Consider the following 23,958-nt stretch of genomic DNA (forward strand, 5'->3'; position numbering starts at 1 on the left):
CGTGCGCCGTCACGCTGAACAATCATCCACCTCGGGTCGATCGGTTGTTTCCCCCGCCGATTTCTCTCAATGGTTTGCCCGACCGCTCAATGCGGGTATCTCCTGGAATTTCTCCTCAAGAAACGCCTTGAACAATCGGACGCGTGGCGGCTCGATGCGGGCAGGAGGACGAACGGCGTAGACATTCCATTCGGCCAGGACCGTATAGTCGTCGAGCACCCTGACCAATCGCCCGGACGACAGATACTCCGCGATTTCCCATGTGCACTTTCGTGCAATGCCGACGCCCGCAAGCGCGGCTTCCGTTACAGCCTCCGCCAGATTGGAGGCAAAACGGCCGTTCACCTTCACCTCGGTGACCGAGCCGTCCGACCGCCGCAGGGACCAGGTCCGCAGGTCTCCCCGAATGACGCATTCATGCTTGCTTAGCTCTTCTTCGTCGCGAGGCGTTCCGGCCCGCTCAAGGTACGAAGGTGCTGCAACCAGAATCCGGGGGCTTTCCGCGAGCTTGCGGGCTTTGAGGGTCGACGGCGACAGGTTTCCAAGGCGGATCGCGAGGTCGTAACCATTCTCCACAATATCGAAAGACCCGTCGCTCAGATGAAGCTGAACGGATACATTCGGGTTCTGCCCGAGAAATTCACCGATATAGGGTGCGATATACTTCCGGCCGAAAGACGCTGGACCGGCAACCCGGAGTTTCCCCTGAACAGTCTGGGGACATGCCTGTACATCCGACACGGCATCTTCCAGGCTCTCAAGAATGCGCTCCGCATGCGCAAAGAATATCTCACCGTCTGACGATAAAGAGACGGACCGTGTGGAACGGTGCAAAAGCTGCGTGCCGATGGACGCTTCCAGGGCCTGAATCCGCTGGGTCGCCGCCGTGGGAGAAAGGCCAAATTCCAAACCGGCTTTGCCGATCGCGCCCAGCTTGGCGACCCTGACGAAAAGTTCGAGAGATTTCAGGTCTTTAAGCATTATTTGCCTCAGGCAAATAGAGTTTTTTGGAATTTCCCCATTATATCGCCCAAAGCAAACATTAACTCAAGCCCTGTCCGCCACAGGATCGCTCGCGTTCACACAGAATTGGAAACCCCGATGAAATCAGGAAAAGCCTTGCTCGCATGCGCCATGGCCGCGCTTGCCCTTACAAGCCCGGCCGTCGCCGCCGGTGGAATTGACGCCATTTGGGAGTCTGCTTTGACCTATCAGCCGCTCAACCCCGCACGCGGCGATGCCAGCCCGCAAGCCGGAGTCCTCTGGGGGGACCTGCATGCCGATACACCGACTGGCGCGATCATCAAGTTCAAGCCAGGTTTTTCATCACCGCCGCACATTCACAACATCACCTATCGGGCGATTGTGATTGAAGGCGCGGTGCACAACGACGATCCGGATGCAAAGGCAGTGTGGATGGGCCCCGGATCTTTCTGGACCCAGCCAGCGGGCGAAAACCATATCACCTCAGCCATTGCCGGCGACGGGGCGACGATCTTCCTGGAAACCCTCGCGGGGCCGTATCTGGTGCAGCCTTCAGAGGAAGCCTTCGACAATGGGGAAAGGCCGATCAATGTCGATTCCGGCAATGTCTTCTGGCTGAATGCGGAAGATATTACCTGGGCATCGGTCGGGACAGACACAGCGCCGGGCGCAGAGCTGGCGTTCCTTTGGGGGTCTTTGAAGGACAACACAAGGAACGGCACGTTCCTGAAGATTTCCGCCGGAACCACCGGCCAACTGCAGGATAACGGATCGCAACTTCACGCCGTTCTGATCAAAGGATCTGTCTCTTATACCAGGAACGGTACCGAGGCTGATAGTGCGCTGCTTCCCGGGAGCTATTTCAACTCCAGGGAAGGTATGACGCACCAGATTGCCTGCGACGCGACGGCAGACTGTGTGTTCTATATCAGCACGGAAGGCCGCTACGCATTCTCGTCCCGGTAACCCACGACAGGCCACCGGCGTGTCAGGCGGCCACGGCACGTTGCGTGGCCGCCTTCACGAAGAGACGCGTGCCGTCAGTGTCCATCACATTATCTCCAAAACACGAAAACTGAGCGCAACGGCAACCGCCTTCAATGGAGCAGACAAGTAAATTGAACGGTCCACGTGCCCGGGACAAATCAGCAGCCAGATAAAAGCCAGGCTGCCCCGATCGTCGTTGGCAGGGAAATTCAGCTGGTCTATGGATTACGGACGGGCGCTCCGATACACCGATTTCCCCGCTAGGACATGGCCATGAAGTTCCGCTTCCCCATCGTTATCATCGATGAAGATTTTCGTTCCGAGAATTCTTCAGGCCTGGGCATCCGCGCAGTCGCGCAAGCCATTGAAAATGAAGGTTTCGAGGTGCTGGGGGCGACCACCTACGGTGACCTGTCGCAATTCGCCCAGCAGCAGTCCCGGGCCAGCGCCTTCGTGCTGTCGATCGATGACGAGGAATTCACCCCGGGCCCCGATCTCGATCCAGCGGTCCTGAACCTGCGCAACTTCATCGAGGAAGTGCGCTGGAAGAATTCCGAGGTGCCGATCTATATCTACGGCGAGACCAAGACCAGCCGCCACATCCCGAACGATATTCTGCGCGAGCTGCACGGCTTCATCCACATGTTCGAGGACACGCCGGAATTCGTGGCGCGTCATATCATCCGCGAGGCCAAGAGCTATCTCGAGAGCATTCAGCCGCCCTTTTTCAAGGCGCTGCTCGATTATGCCGAAGACGGCTCCTACTCATGGCACTGCCCCGGCCATTCGGGCGGCGTCGCCTTCCTGAAAAGCCCGATCGGGCAGATGTACCACCAGTTCTACGGCGAAAACATGCTGCGCGCCGACGTCTGCAATGCCGTGGAGGAGCTGGGCCAGCTGCTGGACCATAACGGCGCCATCGGCGCCTCCGAGCGCAACGCCGCCCGCATTTTCAACGCCGACCATTGCTACTTCGTGACCAACGGCACCTCGACCTCGAACAAGATGGTCTGGCACCATACGGTGGCGCCGGGCGATGTGGTCGTGGTGGACCGTAACTGTCACAAGTCGATCCTGCACTCGATCATCATGACGGGTGCGGTCCCGGTCTTCCTGAAACCGACGCGGAACCATCACGGCATCATCGGCCCGATCCCGCAGGCCGAATTCGAGATAGAGTCGATCAAGGAGAAGATCCGGGCAAACCCGCTGCTCGAGGGTGTCGATCCCGACCAGGTCAAGCCGCGCATCATGACGCTGACCCAGTCCACCTATGACGGCGTGCTGTACAACACCGAGACCATCAAGGGCATGCTCGACGGCTACGTGGACAACCTGCATTTCGACGAGGCCTGGCTGCCGCATGCCTCCTTCCACCCGTTCTACGGCACCTATCACGCGATGGGCCGCAAGCGGGAGCGGACGAAGCACTCGGTCACCTATGCCACCCAGTCCATTCACAAGCTGCTGGCCGGGATCAGCCAGGCGAGCCATGTGCTGGTGCAGGATTCGCAGGAGACCAAGCTGGACCGGCACCTCTTCAACGAGGCCTACCTGATGCATACCAGCACCAGCCCGCAATACAGCATCATCGCCAGCTGCGACGTCGCCGCCGCCATGATGGAGCCCCCGGCGGGCACCGCCCTGGTGGAGGAAAGCATCGCCGAGGCACTCGATTTCCGCCGCGCCATGCGCAAGGTCGACGAGGAATTCGGTGAGGACGACTGGTGGTTCCAGGTCTGGGGACCGGACGCGCTGGCCGATGAAGGTATCGGCAGCACCAAGGACTGGGTGCTGAAGAAGACCGATGCGGATGGCGTCCAGGCCGCCGATGGCGAGGATTCCTGGCACGGCTTCGGCGACATGGCGCCGGGCTTCAACATGCTGGATCCGATCAAGGCGACGATCGTCACCCCCGGCCTGAATCTCGACGGGCGGTTCGACGACTGGGGCATCCCCGCCTCCATCGTGACCAAATACCTGGCCGAGCACGGCGTGGTGGTGGAGAAGACCGGCCTCTACAGCTTCTTCGTCATGTTCACCATCGGCATCACCAAGGGCCGCTGGAACACGCTGCTCACCGCGCTGCAGCAGTTCAAGGACGATTACGCAAAGAACCAGCCGATGTGGCGCACCATGCCGGAATTCTGCGCTACGCAGAAACGCTACGAGAACATGGGGCTGCGCGATCTCTGCCAGCATGTTCACGCGCTCTATGCCAAGTATGACGTGGCCATCCTGTCCACCGACATGTATCTGAGCGACCTGACACCGGCCATGATCCCCAGCGAGGCGTTCTCCCACATTGCCCGCCGCACCACGCAGCGCGTGCCGATCGACGACCTCGAGGGACGCATCACCACCAGCCTCGTCACGCCCTACCCGCCCGGCATTCCCCTGCTGGTTCCGGGCGAAGTGTTCAACGGGAAGATCGTCGAATATCTGAAGTTCAACCGGGCATTCGCCCGGGAATGTCCGGGCTTCGAAACCGATATCCACGGCCTCGTGCAGGAAGTCGGCGAAGACGGGCTGATCCACTACTTTGCCGATTGCGTGGCCGAGTGAACCGGATGGTCAGGCCAGTGCCGTATCTGCGCTTCTAACGTCGAAAGCGGCCCTGACCTATACGGCACCATAACCGTGATCAGGGCTTTGCATCCTCATTGAGCTCAGCCTCGGCTTCCGCCTGATCCGCGGCCCAGACACCTGCGGCCTCCACCGCCACGGGCGAGGCGCCGGGCACAATTCCCAGATAGCTTTCGGTCTCCTCCACGGGGACAACCGCACGCTGCGTCATGCGGTAGAGGGCATAGAGCGCGATGATGCTGAAGATCGCACCCAGCACAAGCCAGAACGCGAACGGACCAAACCCCTGCATCATCCAGCCGGTGACCATCGGGCCCGCGATGGCGCCCAGCCCGAAGGTGAAAACGAGCCCCCCGGATGCGGCCGGCATGTCTTCGGCCGAGAGAGAGTCATTGGTGTAGGCCAGAAAAAGAGCATAAAGCGGCGTCGTGACCCCGCCGGCGAGAAAGGCAGCCGCCATCAAGGTCCAGAGATTGCCGTCGGAGAGCCAGCCCAGCATGCAGGATACCCCGCCGAAAGTCGCCGCCCCGAAGATCAGCTTGCGCCGATCCATCCGGTCCGAAAGCCATCCGACGGGGTATTGCAGCACAAGCGCTCCGGCAAACAGCATGGCGACGAACAACGCGATCTGGTCTGCCGTCAGCCCGGTCTCGGTGCCGAAGACGGCGCCCATGCCCGACTGGGTGGCGTAGACGGTGCCCAGCAGAAAGATCCCGACCGTGCCGAGCGGCGAGCCCAGGAACAGCTCGCGCAAGCCCATCGGGCGGGCAACCTCGACTGTCGGGGCAGTGGTCACGGACAGCAGGATGGGCGCGAAGGAAACCGAGACGAGGATCGACGCGCCGATGAAGAGGACGGCCGTTCCCGCATCGCCCAGCGTCAGCAGCCCCTGCGCCCCAATGATACCAAGTGTCTGCGCGATCATGTAGGCCGACAGCACCTTGCCACGATTCTCGTTGGTGGCGGCATTGTTCAGCCAGCTCTCGGCAGTGACATAGACCCCCGACATGCAGAAGCCCACCAGCAGCCGCAAGACTGTCCAGGCCCAGGGCTCGGTCACCAGCGGAAAGGCGATCAACCCCGCCGACATGAAGCTGCCGAGTGCGGCAAAGACCCGGACATGCCCGACCCGCCGGATCATCGACGGGGCCAGACGCGCGCCCGACAGGAAGCCTATGAAATAGCCTGAGGTGACGACGGCAAGTTCAGCTGTCGAAAAACCCTCGATGCCTCCGCGCAGGCCAATGAGGGTGAATTGCATGCCGTTGCCCAGCATGATGAAGACAATGCCGAGCAGAAGGGCCCAGATACCTGAAAATACATTGACCATGCAGCACCTTTTGCATCCGGCAGCCTTCTAGGCGAACCGGTTTGCAACACGGATCCATGGCCTCGGCTTTCGCTGCAGCGTCACATGATTGTCCTGTTGCGACAGCGGATCAGATCCCGAGCCTGTCCCTGAGCGCGTACCACCATGATCCGGCCGCCGAATAGGGCACCCGGAACATCCTTCCGCCCGGGAACGGGTACCACGGCACCTTCTCGAACACGTCGAACCGGGCGCGGTCGCCGTTGATGGCTTCCGACAGGATGCGGCCGAAGGTGTGGGAGCCGGTGACGCCGTGGCCGCTATAGCCGTGCGCGAAATAGGTATTGTTGCCGATCCGGCCCATCTGCGGCACGCGGCTGAAGGACAGCGCGAAATTTCCGCTCCAGGCGTAATCGATCTTCACGCCCTTCAGCTGCGGGAACACCTTGTTCATGTTCGGCAGCAGCTTGGCCCGGATATCGTGCGGATCCGTGCCGCCATAGACCGTGCCGCCGCCGAACAGCATGCGCTTGTCGGCGGACAGCCGGAAATAATCGAGAATGTAGCGCACATCCTCGACGCAGACGTCGGTCGGGATCAGTTCGGCCGCGCGCGCCTCGCCCAGCGGCTCGGTCGCCATGACCTGGGTCGAGACCGGCATGACCCGCGCCGTCAGCGTCGGCACCACATGGCCCAGATAGGCGTTGCCGCACAGCACCAGCGTCGTACAGGTGATCGCGCCGTCCGGCGTCTTCACCACAGGCTTTGCGGCGTCGGTATCGACATGCACGGCGGGCGTCTGCTCGTAGATCACCCCGCCCAGTTTCTCGAACGCGGCCGCCTCGCCCAGCGCCAGATTAAGCGGGTGCATGTGGCCGCCGGAATGGTCGATCACACCGCCGGCATAGACGTCCGAATTGACGTGTTTGCGGAGCTGCTCCCTGTCGAGCATTTCCTGGTTGTTGATGCCGTAGCCCTGCCAGAGCTTCAGCCGCGCCTCCAGCTCGCGCATATGCGCGCCGGTATAGGCCGTGAAGACGTTGCCGTCCTTCAGATCGCACTGGATATCGTAGGTCTTGATGCGCTCGCGGATGATCTCGCCGCCTTCCTGCACCAGCCCGGCAACGAAATTGGCGGTGTCCGCGCCATAACGCTTTTTGATGGTCTGCAGGCTGGCATTCAGGCCATTGACGATCTGCCCTCCATTCCGCCCCGACGCGCCCCAGCCGACCCGGGCCGCCTCGATGATCGCGACCTTGTGCCCCTTCTCGGCCAGATGCAGCGCGGTCGAAAGACCGCTATATCCCGCGCCCACGACAAGAATATCGACCGTGATATCACCCTTCAGCGGCGGGCGCTCCGGCGACGGGTTGGCGCTGGCGGCGTAGTAGCTGCCGGTATGCGCGGTCTCGCCCTCGAAGAGCTTTTCCGGGCGGCTCATCACACCACCTCCAGATAGGTGTCATATTCGAAATCGGTCACCTGGCGGGCGAAGCGTTTCAGCTCCTGCGTCTTGCTTTCGACCAGCATGGTCTGCAGCCGTTTCGAATAGACATTCTGGACACTACGGCCGCGCCGGAAGGCCTCGATCGCGGTGGCCCAGTCGAGCGGCAGGTGATCCAGCTTCATGGAATAGGCATCGCCGCTGATCGGCTTCTCCGGCTCCATCTCCCCTTCGATGCCGATGAAGGCGCCACCGAGAATGCTGGCCAGCACCAGATAGGGGTTGGTGTCAGCGCCCGCGACCCGATGCTCAATCCGGCGCGCCTTGGGGCTGCCGCCCGGAATACGGATGGCGGCGGTGCGGTTCTCATAGCCCCAGGCAACGCTTGTCGGCGCATGGGCGCCGGGCAGCAGCCGGCGGTAGGAGTTCTCATGGGGGGCGAAGACCAGCGTGTTTTCCTGCATGGTCGCCAGCAGGCCCGCGACAGCGTTCCGCATCAGCGGCGCGCCCTCGTCGGTGCCATCGTCGAACAGGTTCTCGCCTGCTTCGTTCTCCAGCGAGAAATGGACATGCAACCCGCTGCCTGCACGCTCACCATAGGGTTTCGCCATGAAGGTCGCGGCAAGGCCGTGCTTGCGGGCGATGCCCCGGACCAGACGCTTGAACAGCACCGCGTCGTCGGCCGCTTTCAGGGCGTCGGCCACATGCATCATGTTGATCTCGAACTGGCCGGCGCCATTTTCGGAAATGGCGGCGTCCGCCGGGATGCCCTGTTCGGCGCAGGCATCGTAGACATCGTCCAGAAACTCGTCGAAATGCTCAAGCTCGTCCAGCGACAGCGCGCCATCGGAATCCAGCCGCTTGTCCGTGATCGGCGAGCGCGGCGGCTCCGGCTGCGTGCCGCTCGGGTCATAGAGATAGAATTCCATCTCGGTCGCGACCACCGGGGTCAGACCCCGCGCCTTGTACCGGTCGACAATTTCGGCCAATGCCCGGCGCGGATCGCCCATGAAAGGCTTTCCATCCTCTTCCCGCATCCACAGCATGGCGAGCGCGGAGGGCCGGTTGGTCCAGTTGATCAGAACGATCGGGCGCCCGGTGAAATCGCAAATCCCGTCGGAATCCCCGGTCTCAAAGACAAGCTCGCTGCCTTCGATATCCTCTCCCCAGACATCGACGCTGAGGGTGGAAAGCGGCATGCGCAGGCCGCCTCCGAGAATTTTCACCGCCTGCTCGATCGGCAGGCGCTTGCCCCGCATCGTGCCGTTCAGGTCACAGACACAGGCGAAGACGGCTTCGATTTCGGGGTTTTCCAGCAGCAAGCTGTTCAGATTGTCGACAGACACGATCGGGCCTCTTTCAGGCGCATGAAATCAATGCGGGATATCCATGATTTGCAGCGCCTTTTCGAGTTCTGTCAAATCCAATATGAGTGCATGGAAAGGCCTCTCCGGAATATCGGACCGGCACGCATGCATATGCGCCGTGGTTACGGCCTGTTGCCTGAACCCGTAGAGACGCCGGGCCATCACGTCCCCGGTTTCTGGCCCCGGAATGCCCACAGGCGCAGGTCCGCACCGACCTTGACCGCCGCCAGGACGACCAGCGTGCAGAGCGCGACCTTGGAGAATGTTTCCATTGTCCCCTCGATCAGCAGGGCATGAACGACGCTGCACAGCACGATCACGGCCGCGAGGACCGTATGGCCGAGGCGCCAGGTGCGCGGCCGCAGCCGGAGCCGCCGGCGCAGCGCGGCCAGTATCGCAGAGGCGAAGACGGCCCACATGGCGATCACGCCCCAGTCCGAGAACGGTGTCGGCGAAGCGAAAAGCAGCGCGTCCACCACGTCAGGCGGGCTGGAGATCCAGAGTCCCCCGACATGTACCGCCAGCGCGATGACAAGAGCGGCGCCTGTGACCCGATGGACCCGGCGTCCGCGCGGACCTGACAGGCCCGGCAGGTATCCACCGATCAGCAAAGGCTGAATAAGCAGGAGAACCATCCCGATAATTCCCGCGAAACCGGCCGCGATATAGACCGGATCGCGCCATGCATGCAGCGGGCTGGCCGCCGCCGCGGCGATCGGCACTGCGATGGCAACAACGAGAACAGCCCAGATCAGGGACTTGCGGGCCGTATTCATTCCTTTCGACGTTCTCCGCTCAAGCCGGCCGGAGAACGAAATCCGCGCGGAGGCTGGTATCTTTCGAGCTCGACATCACCGGACGCAGGAAGACGGTTTCAAATTCGTCGCTGTCATAGGCGAGATGCCCGTGCGGCTGACCAAAGGCTGGAACGATCTGCGGCATTTCGAGCCGGAATTCCCCGTTCTCGTCGGTCAGCGTGGCGCCGTGACTGTGCGGGTCACTCTCGTACCCTTCGGTCGTATGCGCCCAGATCTGGATGCGCTGGCCCGCAAGCGGCGCACCGTCGCCGGCACGGCGGACTGTTCCTGTCATCCAGAATCCTCCGCCGCCGATCCGGTCGACGATCGGTGCATTGGGGATATAGTTGTTGGAGCCGCCTCGCATGGAGGGCGTCGGCGCCAGGCCTTGCGCGTGGGCGGGCACCAGAGGACCGGCGGCCCAGCTTGCCGCCACGGCGCCGCCGGCGGCGAGCAGGGTCCGGCGTGTGAACATATCAATGGGCATATGGAATCCTCCCATCCGGCGCGGTGTCCATCGGCCCGCCACCCTGGACCCGGCACGACTATCGCTGTTCGATGGCGCTGTTGCGAGCATTTCTGACTTAAGAGGGACAGGACGGGCGTTAACCCCTGCTCACGGCTTCGTGATGCCGGATTTCCGGCCGCCCGGGTCCGGCGCATGGGCTAGATTTCATCGGCATAGGCAGTCGACTCGAAGGATCTGGTGCGTTGCAGCGCATCCAGCCAGTAGCCGGAGCTGATGATCTCGATTTTGACGACACCGTCACCGGCCGCTTCCGGGCGCACGATCCAGACGACCTCGGCGGCATTCGGGAAGGACTTGCCGGACAGCTCATCACCATACAAGCGATGCAGGATGGCATGGCCGTCCATGCCGTCGGCCAGCAGCCGCACCAGGAAAGACTCGTTGCTGACGTTCTTCAGCAGATGCTTTGCGCTCGCGCCGGTCGCCGTGACGTCAAGCTCTATGCGGACCGCATCGGGTTTCGGGAAAGACTTGGGGAAAGCCGCGTACAGCAGGCTACCGGCATTGAAGAACCGTTCATGCAGGGTGGAGTTCGAATATTCCTCCCAGAGTTTCTCTTCAAGCATTTCGCCGGCGACGTTCCGAATCTGACCGTCGCGCAGCACGTCGCCCATATCGTGCTTCAGCACCAGATAGGCCGCCTCCTCGGGCTCCCGGTCCTGCAGCGACAGGATGCACAGGTCCCGCTTCTCCTCGTCGCTCAATCCGGACTGGCTGCCGTATTCCATGGCCTCGAGCAAAGCCTCGAAGTCACGTGTCGTTCGCGCGCCTTCAATCTCGAGAATGTTGGAGAAGTGCAGCACCTGAACGCTGTATGCATTGGTCATTGATGGTCCGCTTTCTTTCGCGCAACGGGATCGGTCGACGCACTACGATTCTGTGCCGGCCGTCGGAATCGCAAGGGAAATTTCCGCAAAGGTTAGGCCCGGATCGGGCGCCATGCCTTGCACTACGGCTGCTTGGTATCGTCCAGCGCCCTGATGACCCGGCGCATGATCTTGCGCCGTGACCGATCATCGGCGGCGGTTTCCAGTTTCTCCCTGAGGCGAAGAGTGAATTCCGCCAGATCATTGTGCCAGTCCGGCCCGCGAACGGCCTCCGGCGCAAGCCGCCTGACCTTCTTCTTGAACCGGATTTCGGCGTGACCGGTCGACAGATCCACGGCGTCATCCAGCTGCGGAATCACGATCCGCTCCGGATCGACTCCCCTGGCCTGCAAACCGTCCCGCATGGCGGACAGGGCCTCTTCCTCACCATGGGTCAGGAAGATGGCGGATTTCACCGGCAACCGGTCCGTCAGCCAGTCGATCAACTCGTCGCCGTCCGCATGTCCGGAATACACATCGATCTGCCGGATTGCCGCCTGCACGCGGAGTTCTTCGCCGAAAATCGTGACCGCTTCCACCCCGGACGCCAGCAGTGCCCCGAGTGAGCCGGGTGCCTGGTAGCCGACCAGCAGCACCGTCGCATTGGACCGCCACAGATTCTGCTTCAGATGATGGCGGATACGGCCTGCGTCGCACATGCCGCTGCCGGCGATGATGATCGCACCGCCCTTCACCCGGGCGATCAGCTTGCTTTCATCGACCGACTCGGTGAAACGGATGTTCGGGCGCCGGAAGCTGGCTCCTTTGGCCGGGAGATCCTCGAGATCGGAGGCGTTCTTCTCGAACACTTCCGTCGCCCGGATCGCCAGCGGCGAGTCGAGGAAAACCGGCGCCTGAGGGATACGTCCCTGGTCAAACAGCGCCCCCAGATCGAGCAGAAGCTCCTGCGTGCGTTCGACTGCGAACGCGGGAATCAAGAGGTTACCTCCGCGCGCCAGTGCCGTGTTCACTTCCTCGGCAAGCACAGTCCGCCGGTGTTCGGGTGTCACATCGACACGAGGCCGCCCGCCATAGGTTGCCTCACAACAGACCCAGTCCCAGTTTCCGGGAGCTTCCGGGTCGGGATGGAGCAGCTTGTGGTCCGGTCCTATATCGCCGGAGAACAGCAGCCGGGACAGTCGCGCATCCGGATTATCGGACGAAACCTCGACTTCGATCGAGGCCGACCCGAGAATATGCCCGGCATTCCAGTAGCGGGCGCGCACGCCAGCGCCGACCTCGCGCCACATTTCGTACTCGACTGCGGAGAAGGAGCCGAGCGCGGCCTGTGCATCTTCCTTGTCGTAGATCGGGGTGACCGCCGGCCGGCCGCGCCTGGCGTTCCGCCTGTTCAGCCGCTCGACCTCCATCTCCTGGATCCCGCCGCTGTCCGGCAGCATGTAGGTCAGGAGATCGATTGTCCCGCTCGTGGCAAAGATCTGTCCGGCGAAACCCTGCTTGACCAGTTTCGGAATCAGGCCCGAATGATCGATATGCGCATGGGTGAGCAGGACAAAGGAGATCTCCTTCGGATCGAACGGAAAGGGCCCGTAATTGAGCTCCTTCAGGGTTTTCGACCCCTGAAACATCCCGCAATCGACCAGGAACTGGCAGCGGTCCGTTTGCAGCCAGTAGCACGAGCCGGTGACGGTTCCGGCGGCGCCGCAGAATGTCAGGATCATTCGACCAAACTCCATCGATCAGGCTCAGTCCGACCATGTTTGACCGGGATCCGCAAGGCGGTCCAGTTCCTCCGTTGAATGCGACCCTATTACCGCTTTGGTGTGGCTGATTGGCGCACGGCCGGTCAATTGACAAAACGCTATAAAGTTAGATGATTGGATAAAACACGGGTCGTCGCGTCATGCACAGGTGACCGACGGGATGACAGACAGCCGCGAAATCGCGCACGGGAGAGCCAGATGGCAGCATGGCAACCGCCTCGAATTTACGATCCGTGGCCGGAGGGCGTCCAGCCAAGCGTACCGATCGAGGGCTATCCCAATACCTGGACCTTCACCCCGTCGCGCCCCGCCATCCACCGGCCGCTGACGCGGACCGAGGCGACAGGACCGATGGAGCTCTGGCGCAAGCTTGAGTGCGGCACGAACAACCTGGCCGTCTCGCCATCCGGAAAACCGGCGCTCGGGCAGATGATCCGGATCTTCGGACAGGTCCTGAACGAGGACGGCCGGCCGGTTCCGGATGCGGTTGTCGAGATCTGGCAGGCCAACGCCGCCGGCCGGTACAGCCACGCGCATGACGACAGCACCGCGCCGATCGACCCGAACTTCCTCGGCAACGGCCGTGTCAGATCCGACGAGAACGGCTTCTACTCCTTCCTGAGCGTCAAGCCGGGCGCCTACGCGGTTCCGGTCAAGGACAACTGGTGGCGTCCGCCGCATGTCCATTTCTCGGTACTCGGTCCGAGCACTCTGTCCCGCCTCGTCACGCAGATGTATTTCCCCGGAGACCCGATGAACGACTGGGACCGCATTCTCCAGTCCGTCAACGATCCCGCGGCGCGCAACCGGCTGATCGCGACACAGATGCATCCGACGGAAACCGGCAGCGAACACCTCGCATATCGCCACGACATCGTCCTGCGCGGGCGGCTCGCGACTCCGGAGGCATGATGAAAAACGCCCAGCCACACAGACGGTTTCCGATCTCGCAGCACACGATCGGACCGTTTTTCCCGCCGAATTTCTTTCAGAACACGGACAACGACCTGACGCGCGTTTCCGAGGCGGCTGATCCGACAGGGAACGGTGATACCGTCGAGCTCAGCGGCGTCGTGATGAAGGAAGGCCGGCTTCCCGTCGCCAACGCCATTCTCGAAATCTGGCAGGCCGATGCGGCCGGACGCTTCCGCCATCCGCTCGATCCCGAGAGTGAGCAGGCGGACCCGGATTTCCTCGGCTGGGGACGCGCGCGGACCAATACCGACGGCGTCTTCTCCTTCCGCTCCATATTGCCCGGACCCTATGAGGAAGATGGCCGGCGCCGCGCGCCGCACCTCAACATCCTGATCATGGCGGCGGGTCTCATGCGCCCGGTCGGAACCACCCTCTATTTCCCGGATTTTCCCGAAATGAATGCCGAAGACCCGGTTCTCTGCCTGGTGCCGGAAGACATGCGCCAGCGGCTGGTGATGCGCTCAGGCGGCAGCGCAGACGGTTTGAAATCCTACCGGTTCGATATCCTGCTCCGGGGTCCGGCGGATGAAGAAACGCCGTTTTTTGAAACCTGAAACAAGGCCATTGCCGGTCTCGGCAGACCGGCATGGGCGCAATGACGGCGCGTCAGGCACGCCGCTCGCGCAGATTCCGGTCGAGCAACCGTGCCAGACCGCAGATGCCGTCCATGACCGGCGTCGGCTGGTCGAGATGCCGGGCCAGCTCGACCAGAGCGCCGAGGATCGGGCCGATCTCGATCTCGCGTCCGGCCTCGACATCCTGCAGCATCGAGGTGCGGATGGCGCCCAGTTTGCGGGTCTCGTTGATCCGGCCCTCGAAATCATCGAAGCCCGAAAGGCCGATCCTCTCTCCCAATGCAGCCATCTCCCGCATCATCGCAATCACCAGGCGGCGGCCGCCGGGATCGTCGAGCAACTGCGAAGCGTCGGCGCGCGCCAGGGCCGTCAGGGGGTTCATGTTCGAATTGCCCCATAACTTGCTCCAGACTTCGCGGTGTATCTGTTCCGTGGCGCTCGCGGGAACGCCGCCGGCCGTCAGTTGTTCTGCGACTTGTGCGGCGAACCCGCCGTCTCCGGCATCCCCGAGCCAGACCCGATCGGCCTTGATCAGCCGGATTTCACCGGGCGCCTCGACGCGGCTCGCGGCATGGACGACCGTTCCGACAACCCGCTCGGCCGGCATCAGCCGGGCCAGCGCGCCGCCGGGATCCACCGCCTCCAGAGTGAGGCCGCGGGCCGGACCGCCGAAATGGTCGAAGAACCACCAGGGCAGGCCGTTGATCGCTGCAGCGACGAAGGTTTCCGGCCCGAGAGCTTCCGTGATGAGCGGCGCAGCGGCAGGCAAATCATGGGCCTTGAGCCCGAGCAGGAGTAGATCCGCGTCGCGCAACGCATCAGGCCTGTCCGTCACTTCAACAGGGTATTCACGGCGCGTTTCGCCACTGGTCACCGCAATGTTGCCCGATCGCCGCAGGGCCTCAAGCGTTGCCCCGCGCGCCAGGATTGTCACGGTCGCGCCTGCTCCGACAAACGCTGAGGCGAGCCAGCCTCCAATCGCTCCCGCTCCGATGACTGACACACGCATACGCTTTCCCTCCGCCCCGTTCGATCCCTGCAAAATACTCACATCTTTCGGCAATTGACACGAGCAGCAGATGCGCCCCTCCGACATCAATGACAACGCGGCACGCGACGTCTTTTCCAGAGTTCTGACGCGCGGCGATGCCAGGATCGAATATCGCATTGCGGGATCGGGACCGTCGGTTGTCCTGATCCCGTCGCTCGGACGGGGCGCCGAGGATTTCGACCTGCTGGCAGCGGATATGGCCCAATCGGGCTACCGCGTCCTGCGGCCGGAGCCGCGCGGGATCGGCGGCTCATCGCCTCTGCGGGAAAGTGACACGCTGCATGACATGGCTGCCGATATCGCCGCCATCATCGAGGCTGAGAATTCGGCCCCGGCCATCCTTGTCGGCCATGCCGCGGGAAACTGGGTGGCCCGGGTGCTGGCCCACGATCGCCCCGATCTGACCAGGGCCGTCGCGCTGGTCGCCGCGATCGTGACCCAGGCTCCCTCCGACGACATCCGTGCCTCGATCTCCGGCAGCTTCGATCCGTCGCTGTCCGATGCCGAGCGCCTTGTGCATTTGCAACGCGCCTACTTCGCGCCGGGCGCGGATGCGCGGGTCTGGCTGGATGGCTGGTGGCCCGGGGTGGCAAGGAAACAACGGGAAGCGGCCCGGCTGACAACGGACAACTCCTGGAAACCTGTCGCGCAGGCGCATCCGACATTCTATCTGGGCGCCGCCGACGACGTTATCTCGCCGCCGCCAACACTCGGTGAACTGCGCGCTGCGATCGGCCCCAACGCATCCCTCGCAGTCGTCCCGCAGGCCGGACATGCGCTGCTGCCCGAACAGCCCCGGGCCGTTACAGCCTGTCTGCATGAATGGATGTCGCGACTTGATCCCGTCAGTGACGATTGACGCCCCGGAAATTTCCAATTGCATGGAACTAAAAACCTATATACCTAGCTTTTAGTAATTGATGAAGAAAGCGCGCATTTTCCATCCGGTCTGCAGATCGGAAAATGTCCTGCCAGGGGCGTCGCCAAGAAGCGGAGCGCGGTCATTTACAGCATGAAAAGGTTGCACTGATGGCACGCAAATCCGGCACCAGGACCTTGCAGGTTTCACGCAGGGGCTACGACCTGCACGCGGAAGCATTGGCGCCGGACCGGGCCGGCGCACCCTGGATCGTGTTCGGCAATTCACTGGTTACCGACCTGACGGTCTGGGATGCCCAGGCCGATGCCCTGGCCGGGCGATACGGAATTCTCCGATACGATCAGGCGGGGCACGGCCGCTCCGGACTGCCGGAAACGCAGGTCAGCTTCGGCGATCTCGGGGACGATCTGCTCGCCGTCATGGATGAAGCCGGAATCGACAGCGCCGTCTATGTCGGGCTCTCCATGGGCGTGCCGACCGGCCTTGCGGCACACAGGCGCGCGCCAGAGCGCTTCACCGCGCTGGTTTTCTCGGACGGACAGGCTAAGACCGCCCCGGGCGGCGCGGCAGGATGGGCCGAGCGCATTGCCGGAGCGGAAGAGACCGGGATGGAGGCTTTTGCCGCCGCCACGGCAGGCCGTTGGCTGACCGCGACAACAGGAAATGAGCGCCGGGGAAAGCTGGTGGCGATGATTGCCGCGACCTCCTTCGAGGGTTTCCGCACCGGCGCCACCGCCCTGATGGATTACGATTATTTGGATGAACTGAAACAGATCCGCCGGCCGACCCTGCTGATCGCGGGCGCCGAGGATGGTGCGATGCCGGAGGGCATGGCCTCGAAGCTGAAACCCGCCATTGCCGGGTCCACCATGCAGGTCATTCCGCAGGCCGGCCACGTTCCCTGTTTCGAGCAACCAGAGGCCTTTACGGCCGTGCTCGACGACTTTCTGGCAAAATCAGACGCCCAAGGCGCATAGGAGGAAACATGCAGCTTCACTGGTCTCCGCGATCCCCGTTCGTGCGCAAGGTCAATATCATCCTCGAGGAGTGCGGCATGACCGACACGGTCGAGCGCATCCGCTCGGTCGCCGTTTTCGCCGCCCCGCCGAACCCCGAGATCCTGCGCGACAATCCGTTGGGCAAAATTCCGGTTCTGATCACCGATGACGGCCAGAAGCTTTTTGATTCCCGCGTGATCTGCGAATACCTCATTGCCCGCGCCGGACGGGACGACCTGCTGCCAACCGACCCCGCCGCCCGGATCAAACACCTGCGCTGGCAGGCACTGGGCGATGGATTGACCGATATCCTGCTGCTCTGGCGCACTGAGCGCGCGCGCGGTGCCCATGCCGATCCGGTCGTTGAGGCAGCCTTCGAAACCAAGACCCGGGCCGCCCTGGCAACACTGGACGCGGAAAGCGCCGATCTTTCTGCCACCCCGTTCGGGCTCGGCCATATCTCGGTTCTCTGCGCCCTGGGCCAGCTGGATTTCCGCTATGCCGGGTGCGGTTGGCGGGACGGTCTGCCGCGCCTGGCCGCCTGGCACGCGACGATCGCAGACCGGCCGTCGGTCGCCTCCACGGTCGTCGTCGACGATGGCGGCGGGCCGGCCGGTGCGGCCGACGAGGTCCCGGCATTCACCTATGGGGTCAGCCCATGAGCGGCCCTCTCAGTCATGTTCGCGTTCTCGACCTGTCCCGGATCATGGCGGGGCCCTGGTCCGGGCAGATCCTTGCCGATCTGGGCGCCGAAGTCATCAAGGTGGAGCGGGCCGGCGCCGGAGACGACACGCGGCGCTGGGGACCACCCTATCTGAAGGATTCCGACGGAAAGCCGACGGGAGAGTCCGGCTATTTCCTGTCGGTCAACCGCGGCAAGAAATCGGTCGAGATCGACCTCGCCTCCGCCGAGGGACAAGCCGTGGTGAAAGCCCTGGCCGCCGAGTCCGACATCGTGCTTGAGAATTTCAAGGTCGGCACGCTTGGCCGCTACGGCCTCGGATACGAAGACCTGAAGCAGGTCAATCCCCGCCTGATCTACTGCTCGATCACGGGATTCGGGCAGGACGGTCCGTATGCTGACGAGGTGGCCTATGATTTCATGATCCAGGCCATGGGCGGATTGATGAGCATCACGGGTGCGCCGGACGGCAGTCCCGGTGCGGGCCCGCAGAAGGTCGGCGTGCCGATCATCGACATTGTGACCGGGATGTACGCAACGATCGCCGTACTCGCCGCGCTGTCGGAGAGAGACAAGAGCGGCAAAGGCGACTTCATCGACCTCGCCATGCTCGACACGGCGACAGCCATCCTGTCGAACCAGGCGATGAACCATCTGGTTTCCGGGGCGACGCCGGTCCGGCGCGGCAACAAGCATCCGAACATCCAGCCGCAGGACGTGTTTCCGGTACGCGACGGGCATATTGTTCTGGCCGTCGGCAACGACGAGCAATTCCAGAGATTCGCCAAGGCAATCGGGAACCCGGCGCTGGCCGAGGATCCCCGCTATTCCACCAACCGTGAACGGGTCAACAATCTCGACAGACTGCATCCGCTCATTTGCGAACGGCTCGCCGAGAAGGATCTGTCCGACTGGATCGGGATCTTCAATGCCGAAAAGGTCCCCTGCGGGCCGATCAACAGCGTGCCGATGGTCTTCGACGACCCGCAGGTCCGGCACAGGCAGATGCTGCGGGACCTGCCGCACCCGCTTTCCGGCACGGTGCCGTCGGTCGTCAGCCCCATGCGCTTCGAACGCTCGGCCCTCAATTTCGACAAGGCACCACCGCTGCTCGGTGCCCATACAGAAGAGATTCTTGCAGCGCTCGGTCTGAGCCAGGAGGACAAGACATGACCCAACCCCGGATCCCCCTGCCCGGTCCCGACGAGATGAACGACGCCCAGCGCGCCGTCTACGACAAGATCGTAAGCGGCCCGCGCGGGACCCTGGTCGGCCCCTTGCGCGCAGCGCTTCACAATCCGGCGCTGGCCGACCGCTGGCAGGCCTTCGGTCAGGTCCTGCGGTTCGAGACCTGCCTGCCGAAGAACCTGAACGAACTCGCAATCCTCGTCGTCGCCCGCCACTGGAACAGCGAGCTGGAATGGACGATCCATGCCGGCGATGCGCGACGCGCCGGTATTGACGATACGACCATTGAAGCCGTGCGGACGGGCGCGGTGCCCGGTTTCGCCAGCGAGGACGAGCGTGAAATCTACGAGTTCAGCCGGCAATTGCTGGAAACAGGACGGGTCGGGGATGCTGCCTATGGCGCTGTCCAGGATCGCTGGGGAGCATTGGGGGTCGTCGAACTGACAGCGCTTGTCGGCTATTACTCCATGGTGGCAATGACGCTGAATGCCCACGGCATTCCACTGCCCGATCATATTCCCCCCGAACTGAACAGCACGCCCGCAACGCGGACATCCCTGCCGCCGGCAACCGGAGCGGCTGCGGAGTAAGGATAAGCAAGAAACTGAATCTGCCCCCACGGACGATCGGAGAGTGCGCTCGGAGCCCTGATTCTGTTGCATGAATCCAAATAAACATAATAAGCTAGTTCAACTAGCTGATAGACATGATCCATGTCCTCATCCGCGACGCGAACATTGGAGCACATGCATGCAGAACGCAGGGTCAAAGTCCCGGACCGCCGTTGCCCTGCGCAAGAGCGCCGTGGCCCGCTATCTGCAGCTGGCGGCCCTGTTCCGCCGCCGCATAGAAACCGGTGAATGGGTCGTCGACGCGCGCATTCCGACGGTCGACGAGCTGGCCAAGGAATGCGGCGTCGCGAATATGACGATCCGCCAGGCACTGGGCATTCTCGAGCAGGAAGGGCTGATCGAGCGCTTCCGCGCGAAAGGCACGTTCGTGCGGAAACGCAACCGGCACGACCTCTGGTGTGAGGTACAGACCGACTGGAGCGGTCTGTTGATGTCGCGCGACAACGCCCAGATCAAGGTGATCAACGTCGAAAATGGTGTCAGGCCCGCCGATTTCCCCAGCGACGTCGGTGAGCTGGCGCCTGAATATCTGCATCTTCGCCGCGTCCATAGTCGCGACGGCGAAGCCTTCCTGCTGGCCGACGTCTATATCGACGAGCGGATCAGCGCCAGGATCGACAAGGACGATCTCACTCGCAAGACATCCATGCGGCTGATCGCAGACGTGCCGGGGATCAAGATTGTCGACGCACGGCAGGTCCTCACCATCGGCCTGGCCGATCCCGAGATCAGCGAGCTGCTGGGTGTCCCGCTCGGCGATCCCGTTGCCTACGTCAAACGCGTCGCCGTTGCCGAAGACGGAACCATGGTGCTGATCGCAAACGGCATCTATCGCGGCGACATGGTCCGGATCGACATCAAGCTGCTGACCGGAGAGTCCCCCGGCCAACCGGACTGACATCGTCAGGAGCCGGCCGCGTCCCGCGCCGCGCGCATCTCGTCGAGAATTGCACTGCGTCTTTCCAGCGCCGACGCCGTTGTCCGGTCGTAGATGCTGTTTCCGTGCGCATCGATCCCCACGGTCAACGGGCCGAGGCGTTCAACCTCGATCCTGGCGATCCGGTAATGGGAAATCATCTCGGGCCAGCCGATGCCCGTTACCTTGCGAATGGCTGCCGTGATGATCTGCGCGCCGCCGCCGAGGAAGGACAGGTAGACACAGCCGCACTCCGCCATGGTCCGCGCACATGCCGCATCCAGCCCGCCCTTGCCGCCGGTTGCCCGAAGGCCCAGACCGGGAATCAGACGGGGCATGTGGCCGTTGAACCGGGTGCTCGTTGTCGGGTTCATGTAGATGATGCGAAGAGAACCATCCTCGGCCTCTTCGTTCAGGCTGCCGAGCTGAAAAAGCGCGCCGCCCTGCATGTCGAACGGAAGCGGCTCGACGCCGTCCAGGCATCCGAGAAGGCGATCATGTGTCGGCAGGCCCGCCGTCGCGAAGATTTCCCCGGTGAGATAGACGAAGTCGCCCGCGTTGAGACTGCGGACAGCCGCCTCGTTCAGCGGCAAGGTGAGCTCATGCTCGACAACCGTCATTCCGACCACTCCACACGTCCGTCACCCCAGAGCCGCGCCTTGGCGCGCCTGTTGATCCAGCAATTGAAGCAGACGGCCACGGGGGTGAAGCCGTGGCCGCTCGCATAGTCGACATGGACCGCCAGGACGGTCGTGTCCCCGCCTGTGCCCATCGGACCGAAACCCAGTGAATTGACCGCCTTTGTCAGACGCTCTTCCATGGCGGCCAGGATCGGTTCCGGGTTCTTCTCGCCGATCGGCCGCAGGGTCTGTTTCTTCGCCAGACCGGCGCAATGGTCGAACGAGCCGCCGATGCCGACCCCCATGATGACCGGCGGGCAATGCTGTGCGCCTGCCTTGATCGCGACATCGAGGATATAGGTTTCGATCTGCTCGAGGGATGGAAAGGTGAAGAGCTCGAGGGATGCCCAGCGGCCCGATCCAAGGGCCTTCGGCGAACAGGTCATCTCGACATAGTCGGCGCCGCTCTCGAAATCGTAGCTGACGATCGGCATGTCCTTGCCGTGGTAGCCGCGCTCCAGCGTGAGGGGATTCGTCACATGCTTCAGGAGCGGCGGCTCGATGGTCTCGACCAGTTCTTCGTAGCCCTCCCGGATCGCCAACTTGAAATCGCAGTCAAGCGCGGCCTTGCTGCCGACCTTCACGAAATAGGTCGGCACCCCGCTGTCGGAGCAGACAAAGCGGTCGGTCCGCTCGGACAATTCGGCGCTTCTCAACTGCAGCAGCAGTGTCTGCCGGGCTGTTTCGCTGGTTTCGGTCTCCATCGCGGCCGCAATGGCCGTCTTGGCATCCTCGGGAACTTTCCGGAGCGCGCGGGAATACAGCTCCTTCGTGGCATTCCGGATCATTTCGTCTGTGATTGGCATGTCGCCTGGTCCGTCCCCCGTCCCCGGATGCATCGCCCGAAGACATGTTTTCATTGAAGAGATGCCCCGGCACCTGAACGGGCGGTCCGGGTGCCCTGTGGGCACCGGCAATCCCTGCCGCGGAACATCTTTTTGATGAGCTACGTTAGTTCCAACCGGATCAAAAAATCAATAATATGATCTTTTGACGTTACGAGCGCAGAATTTGCTCCAGCGCGGCCGCGAGATCCCGCCTGTTCTCGCGCGTGAAAACCGAGGCATGGGGCTGCAGAATGCAGTTCGGGAGCTCGAGAAAAAGCGGGTTCGGCACCGGTTCGTTCTCGAAAACATCAAGCGCCGCGCCTGCGATCGTCCCGCGCTCGAGGGCTTCGATCAGCGCCGCCTCGTCCACCACGGATCCTCTGGACACATTGACAAGATATCCCTGCGGGCCGAGCCGTTCGAGCACCGCCGCATTGATGATGCCCCGCGTCGCCTCGCCGCCGGCACAGCTCAGGACCAGGACATCCGCCTGCCGCGCCAGTTCCGCGAGATCCAGCTCGAACCGCCATGGCCCGTCCTTCCGGCTTGGTCCCGAATAGGCGATATCGCAGCCGAGGGCCGCCAGTTTGCCCGCGATCCGGCTGCCGATCCGTCCGAGGCCGACAATGCCGATCCTGCGCCCGGATATCCGGTATCCGAGAGGCGCCCGCCCCGCCGACCAGGCGCCGCGCCGCACGAACCCGTCATTGCTCACGATGTTCCGGAGCAAAGCGAAAACAAGACCGACGGCGAACTCCGCCGTGTCTTCGGTCATCACGTCCGGCGTCGGATGCACCGCGATCCCCCGCGCCGAAAGCCATGGCAGGTCGAACCGGTCCATCCCGGCGCCGACGCTGGCGATGGCATCCAGGCCGGGCAGGTCCTCCAGCATTGCGTGGTTCACACCGCCCATGGCGGAGGTCAGACCATGGGTGATGGCCTTGCGCCGGTCGTCTGGCAAAGCCGGCAGACTGTCTTCGTCGATCAGCTCGAACTGTTGCCGGAGCGCGGTTGAAATATCGGCGGGAATGGATCCCAGAAGCGCAACAGGAGGACGGGAGCCCTCACTGTCGCCTTGGCCGCTTGTCGTCATGTCAGGTTCCTTCCGATAAGGCGCATTTGAATGGTCCATTGCCGGCGCGCCCAGTTTGCCCGCTGCCGGCGAAAGGACTCTTCCAGGTTGGCTAGGGCGTGAACGTTGGCGCGCGCTTCTCGCGGAATGCCGCCATCGCTTCCTCGGTATCCTCCGAGGTGGACAGAGCCTTGGTCTGGCCCTGCTCGAACCGGTAGCCTTCGTAGATCGACAGGTTCTCGGTGATCTGGAAGGAGGCCTTCGCGGCCCGGACCGCCGAGGGGCTGGCCTTGGCGATGTCCCGGGCGATCCCCAGCGCCGTCTCCAGCAGGTCTTCCGGCGCGGTGCAGGCCGAGGCGACGCCCATCCGCAGCAGATCGGCCCCGTAGAGGCGCCGCGCGGTGAACAGCATCAATCGCGCGTCGGATTCCCCAAGATGCCGCCGGACATGGGCAACCCCGCCGGCAAGGCCGACATTGACCTCGGTCATCTGCAGATAGCCCTTTTCGGAAAAGACCAGGATATCGCAGCACAGCGCGGTCACGCAGCCAGCGCCGATCGCCGGCCCGTTGACCGCCGCGATGATCGGCTTCGGGCATTCGAGCAGACAATCGAAGCTGGCCCTGACCCGCCGGTTGTGCGCGGTGTAGTTTCCGGGATCCTGCGTCGGCCGCTCGGACAGATCGGCACCGGCCGAGAAGGCCTTGCCCTCTCCGGTCAGCACGATGGCGCGGACATCCGTCCGGTCGCCGAGACTGTCCATGACAAGCTGTATTTCTTCGCGAAGCCTGTTGTTCTGCGCGTTCACCGGCGGCCGGTTGATCGTAACAAGCGCTATATAGTCGTCGACCTTGAGGTTGATGGTCTCAAGCTGCATCTGTGAAGGTCC

At 62.9% G+C, this 23,958-nt stretch carries 23 protein-coding genes; 10 read left to right on the forward strand and 13 right to left on the reverse strand.

Going from position 1 to position 23,958, the window contains the following annotated elements; translation table 11 throughout:
- Window positions 1-66: 66 nt before the first annotated feature.
- Entirely contained in the window at window positions 67-909 is an 843-nt protein-coding gene (locus tag RH950_RS20640) for a LysR family transcriptional regulator (protein ID WP_350059638.1), read from the reverse strand.
- On the opposite strand from RH950_RS20640, the gene RH950_RS20645 reads away from it, so the two are divergent.
- Together RH950_RS20645 and RH950_RS20650 are read left to right on the forward strand one after the other, a co-directional pair.
- Entirely contained in the window at window positions 829-1,950 is a 1,122-nt protein-coding gene (locus RH950_RS20645) for a DUF4437 domain-containing protein (protein ID WP_350059639.1), read from the forward strand. The two genes, RH950_RS20640 and RH950_RS20645, sit on opposite strands and share 81 nt — an antisense overlap.
- A 294-nt stretch (window positions 1,951-2,244) precedes the next feature.
- Complete coding sequence (locus tag RH950_RS20650) at window positions 2,245-4,536, forward strand: Orn/Lys/Arg family decarboxylase (RefSeq protein ID WP_350059640.1); 2,292 nt, start codon at window positions 2,245-2,247, stop codon at window positions 4,534-4,536.
- Between the two features lie 79 nt (window positions 4,537-4,615).
- On the opposite strand, the gene RH950_RS20655 is transcribed toward RH950_RS20650, so the two are convergent.
- From RH950_RS20655 to RH950_RS20685, 7 genes are all read right to left on the reverse strand, one after another.
- Window positions 4,616-5,887 carry an MFS transporter gene (locus tag RH950_RS20655; protein WP_350059641.1) on the reverse strand — a complete coding sequence of 424 codons (1,272 nt, stop codon included), beginning with the start codon at window positions 5,885-5,887 and terminating at the stop codon, window positions 4,616-4,618.
- A 109-nt stretch (window positions 5,888-5,996) separates the two neighbouring features.
- Entirely contained in the window at window positions 5,997-7,307 is a 1,311-nt protein-coding gene (locus RH950_RS20660; RefSeq protein ID WP_350059642.1) for an NAD(P)/FAD-dependent oxidoreductase, read from the reverse strand.
- Complete coding sequence (locus tag RH950_RS20665; RefSeq protein ID WP_350059643.1) at window positions 7,307-8,656, reverse strand: glutamine synthetase family protein; 1,350 nt, start codon at window positions 8,654-8,656, stop codon at window positions 7,307-7,309. Before RH950_RS20665 ends, RH950_RS20660 begins: the two co-directional genes overlap by 1 nt.
- A gap of 182 nt (window positions 8,657-8,838) precedes the next feature.
- Window positions 8,839-9,453 (reverse strand): ferric reductase-like transmembrane domain-containing protein, encoded by a 615-nt coding sequence (locus RH950_RS20670; protein ID WP_350059644.1) that lies wholly within the window; start codon window positions 9,451-9,453, stop codon window positions 8,839-8,841.
- A 19-nt stretch (window positions 9,454-9,472) separates the two neighbouring features.
- Window positions 9,473-9,961, reverse strand: a complete 489-nt coding sequence (locus RH950_RS20675; protein WP_350059645.1) for a peptidase associated/transthyretin-like domain-containing protein — start codon at window positions 9,959-9,961, stop codon at window positions 9,473-9,475.
- Window positions 9,962-10,140: 179 nt separating this feature from the next.
- Entirely contained in the window at window positions 10,141-10,830 is a 690-nt protein-coding gene (locus tag RH950_RS20680) for a hypothetical protein (protein WP_350059646.1), read from the reverse strand.
- A gap of 122 nt (window positions 10,831-10,952) precedes the next feature.
- Window positions 10,953-12,551, reverse strand: a complete 1,599-nt coding sequence (locus RH950_RS20685; protein WP_350059647.1) for an MBL fold metallo-hydrolase RNA specificity domain-containing protein — start codon at window positions 12,549-12,551, stop codon at window positions 10,953-10,955.
- Between the two features lie 240 nt (window positions 12,552-12,791).
- Here RH950_RS20685 and RH950_RS20690 point away from each other — a divergent pair, with 240 nt between their 5' ends.
- Both RH950_RS20690 and pcaG read left to right on the forward strand, forming a co-directional pair.
- On the forward strand, window positions 12,792-13,505 hold the full coding sequence (locus RH950_RS20690; RefSeq protein ID WP_350059648.1) for a dioxygenase family protein: 714 nt from the start codon (window positions 12,792-12,794) through the stop codon (window positions 13,503-13,505).
- Entirely contained in the window at window positions 13,505-14,122 is a 618-nt protein-coding gene (gene pcaG, locus RH950_RS20695; protein ID WP_350059649.1) for a protocatechuate 3,4-dioxygenase subunit alpha, read from the forward strand. The genes RH950_RS20690 and pcaG overlap by 1 nt, the downstream gene beginning before the upstream one ends.
- Before the next feature lie 52 nt (window positions 14,123-14,174).
- Here pcaG and RH950_RS20700 read toward each other — a convergent pair whose 3' ends face one another.
- Window positions 14,175-15,152, reverse strand: a complete 978-nt coding sequence (locus RH950_RS20700; RefSeq protein ID WP_350059650.1) for a ketopantoate reductase family protein — start codon at window positions 15,150-15,152, stop codon at window positions 14,175-14,177.
- A gap of 70 nt (window positions 15,153-15,222) precedes the next feature.
- Between RH950_RS20700 and RH950_RS20705 the strand changes: the two genes are divergently transcribed.
- From RH950_RS20705 to RH950_RS20730, 6 genes are all read left to right on the forward strand, one after another.
- Window positions 15,223-16,053 (forward strand): alpha/beta fold hydrolase, encoded by an 831-nt coding sequence (locus RH950_RS20705; protein WP_350059651.1) that lies wholly within the window; start codon window positions 15,223-15,225, stop codon window positions 16,051-16,053.
- 170 nt (window positions 16,054-16,223) lie between these two features.
- A complete protein-coding gene (locus tag RH950_RS20710) occupies window positions 16,224-17,051 on the forward strand; it encodes an alpha/beta fold hydrolase (protein WP_350059652.1) in 828 nt (275 codons plus the stop codon).
- An 8-nt stretch (window positions 17,052-17,059) separates the two neighbouring features.
- The gene (locus tag RH950_RS20715) at window positions 17,060-17,734 is read left to right on the forward strand and encodes a glutathione S-transferase family protein (protein ID WP_350059653.1); all 675 of its coding nucleotides are present in this window, start codon (window positions 17,060-17,062) and stop codon (window positions 17,732-17,734) included.
- Window positions 17,731-18,927 carry a CaiB/BaiF CoA transferase family protein gene (locus tag RH950_RS20720; RefSeq protein ID WP_350059654.1) on the forward strand — a complete coding sequence of 399 codons (1,197 nt, stop codon included), beginning with the start codon at window positions 17,731-17,733 and terminating at the stop codon, window positions 18,925-18,927. The genes RH950_RS20715 and RH950_RS20720 overlap by 4 nt, the downstream gene beginning before the upstream one ends.
- A complete protein-coding gene (locus RH950_RS20725) occupies window positions 18,924-19,532 on the forward strand; it encodes a carboxymuconolactone decarboxylase family protein (protein WP_350059655.1) in 609 nt (202 codons plus the stop codon). The genes RH950_RS20720 and RH950_RS20725 overlap by 4 nt, the downstream gene beginning before the upstream one ends.
- 160 nt (window positions 19,533-19,692) lie before the next feature.
- Window positions 19,693-20,472: a GntR family transcriptional regulator gene (locus RH950_RS20730; protein ID WP_350059656.1), complete on the forward strand. Its 780-nt coding sequence runs from the start codon at window positions 19,693-19,695 to the stop codon at window positions 20,470-20,472.
- 5 nt (window positions 20,473-20,477) lie between these two features.
- On the opposite strand, the gene RH950_RS20735 is transcribed toward RH950_RS20730, so the two are convergent.
- The 4 genes from RH950_RS20735 to RH950_RS20750 all read right to left on the reverse strand — a co-directional run bounded on the left by RH950_RS20735 (window position 20,478) and on the right by RH950_RS20750 (window position 23,946).
- Complete coding sequence (locus RH950_RS20735) at window positions 20,478-21,110, reverse strand: fumarate hydratase C-terminal domain-containing protein (RefSeq protein ID WP_350059657.1); 633 nt, start codon at window positions 21,108-21,110, stop codon at window positions 20,478-20,480.
- On the reverse strand, window positions 21,107-21,976 hold the full coding sequence (locus RH950_RS20740) for a fumarate hydratase (protein ID WP_350059658.1): 870 nt from the start codon (window positions 21,974-21,976) through the stop codon (window positions 21,107-21,109). The genes RH950_RS20735 and RH950_RS20740 overlap by 4 nt, the downstream gene beginning before the upstream one ends.
- 190 nt (window positions 21,977-22,166) lie before the next feature.
- Window positions 22,167-23,090, reverse strand: coding sequence for a 2-hydroxyacid dehydrogenase (locus RH950_RS20745; RefSeq protein WP_350059659.1), 924 nt, complete (start codon window positions 23,088-23,090; stop codon window positions 22,167-22,169).
- 91 nt (window positions 23,091-23,181) lie between these two features.
- A complete protein-coding gene (locus RH950_RS20750) occupies window positions 23,182-23,946 on the reverse strand; it encodes an enoyl-CoA hydratase/isomerase family protein (protein WP_350059660.1) in 765 nt (254 codons plus the stop codon).
- Between the last annotated feature and the right edge of the window lie 12 nt (window positions 23,947-23,958).

The organism is Nisaea sp., from assembly GCF_040217065.1.
In the GTDB taxonomy this organism is placed as follows: domain Bacteria; phylum Pseudomonadota; class Alphaproteobacteria; order Thalassobaculales; family Thalassobaculaceae; genus Nisaea.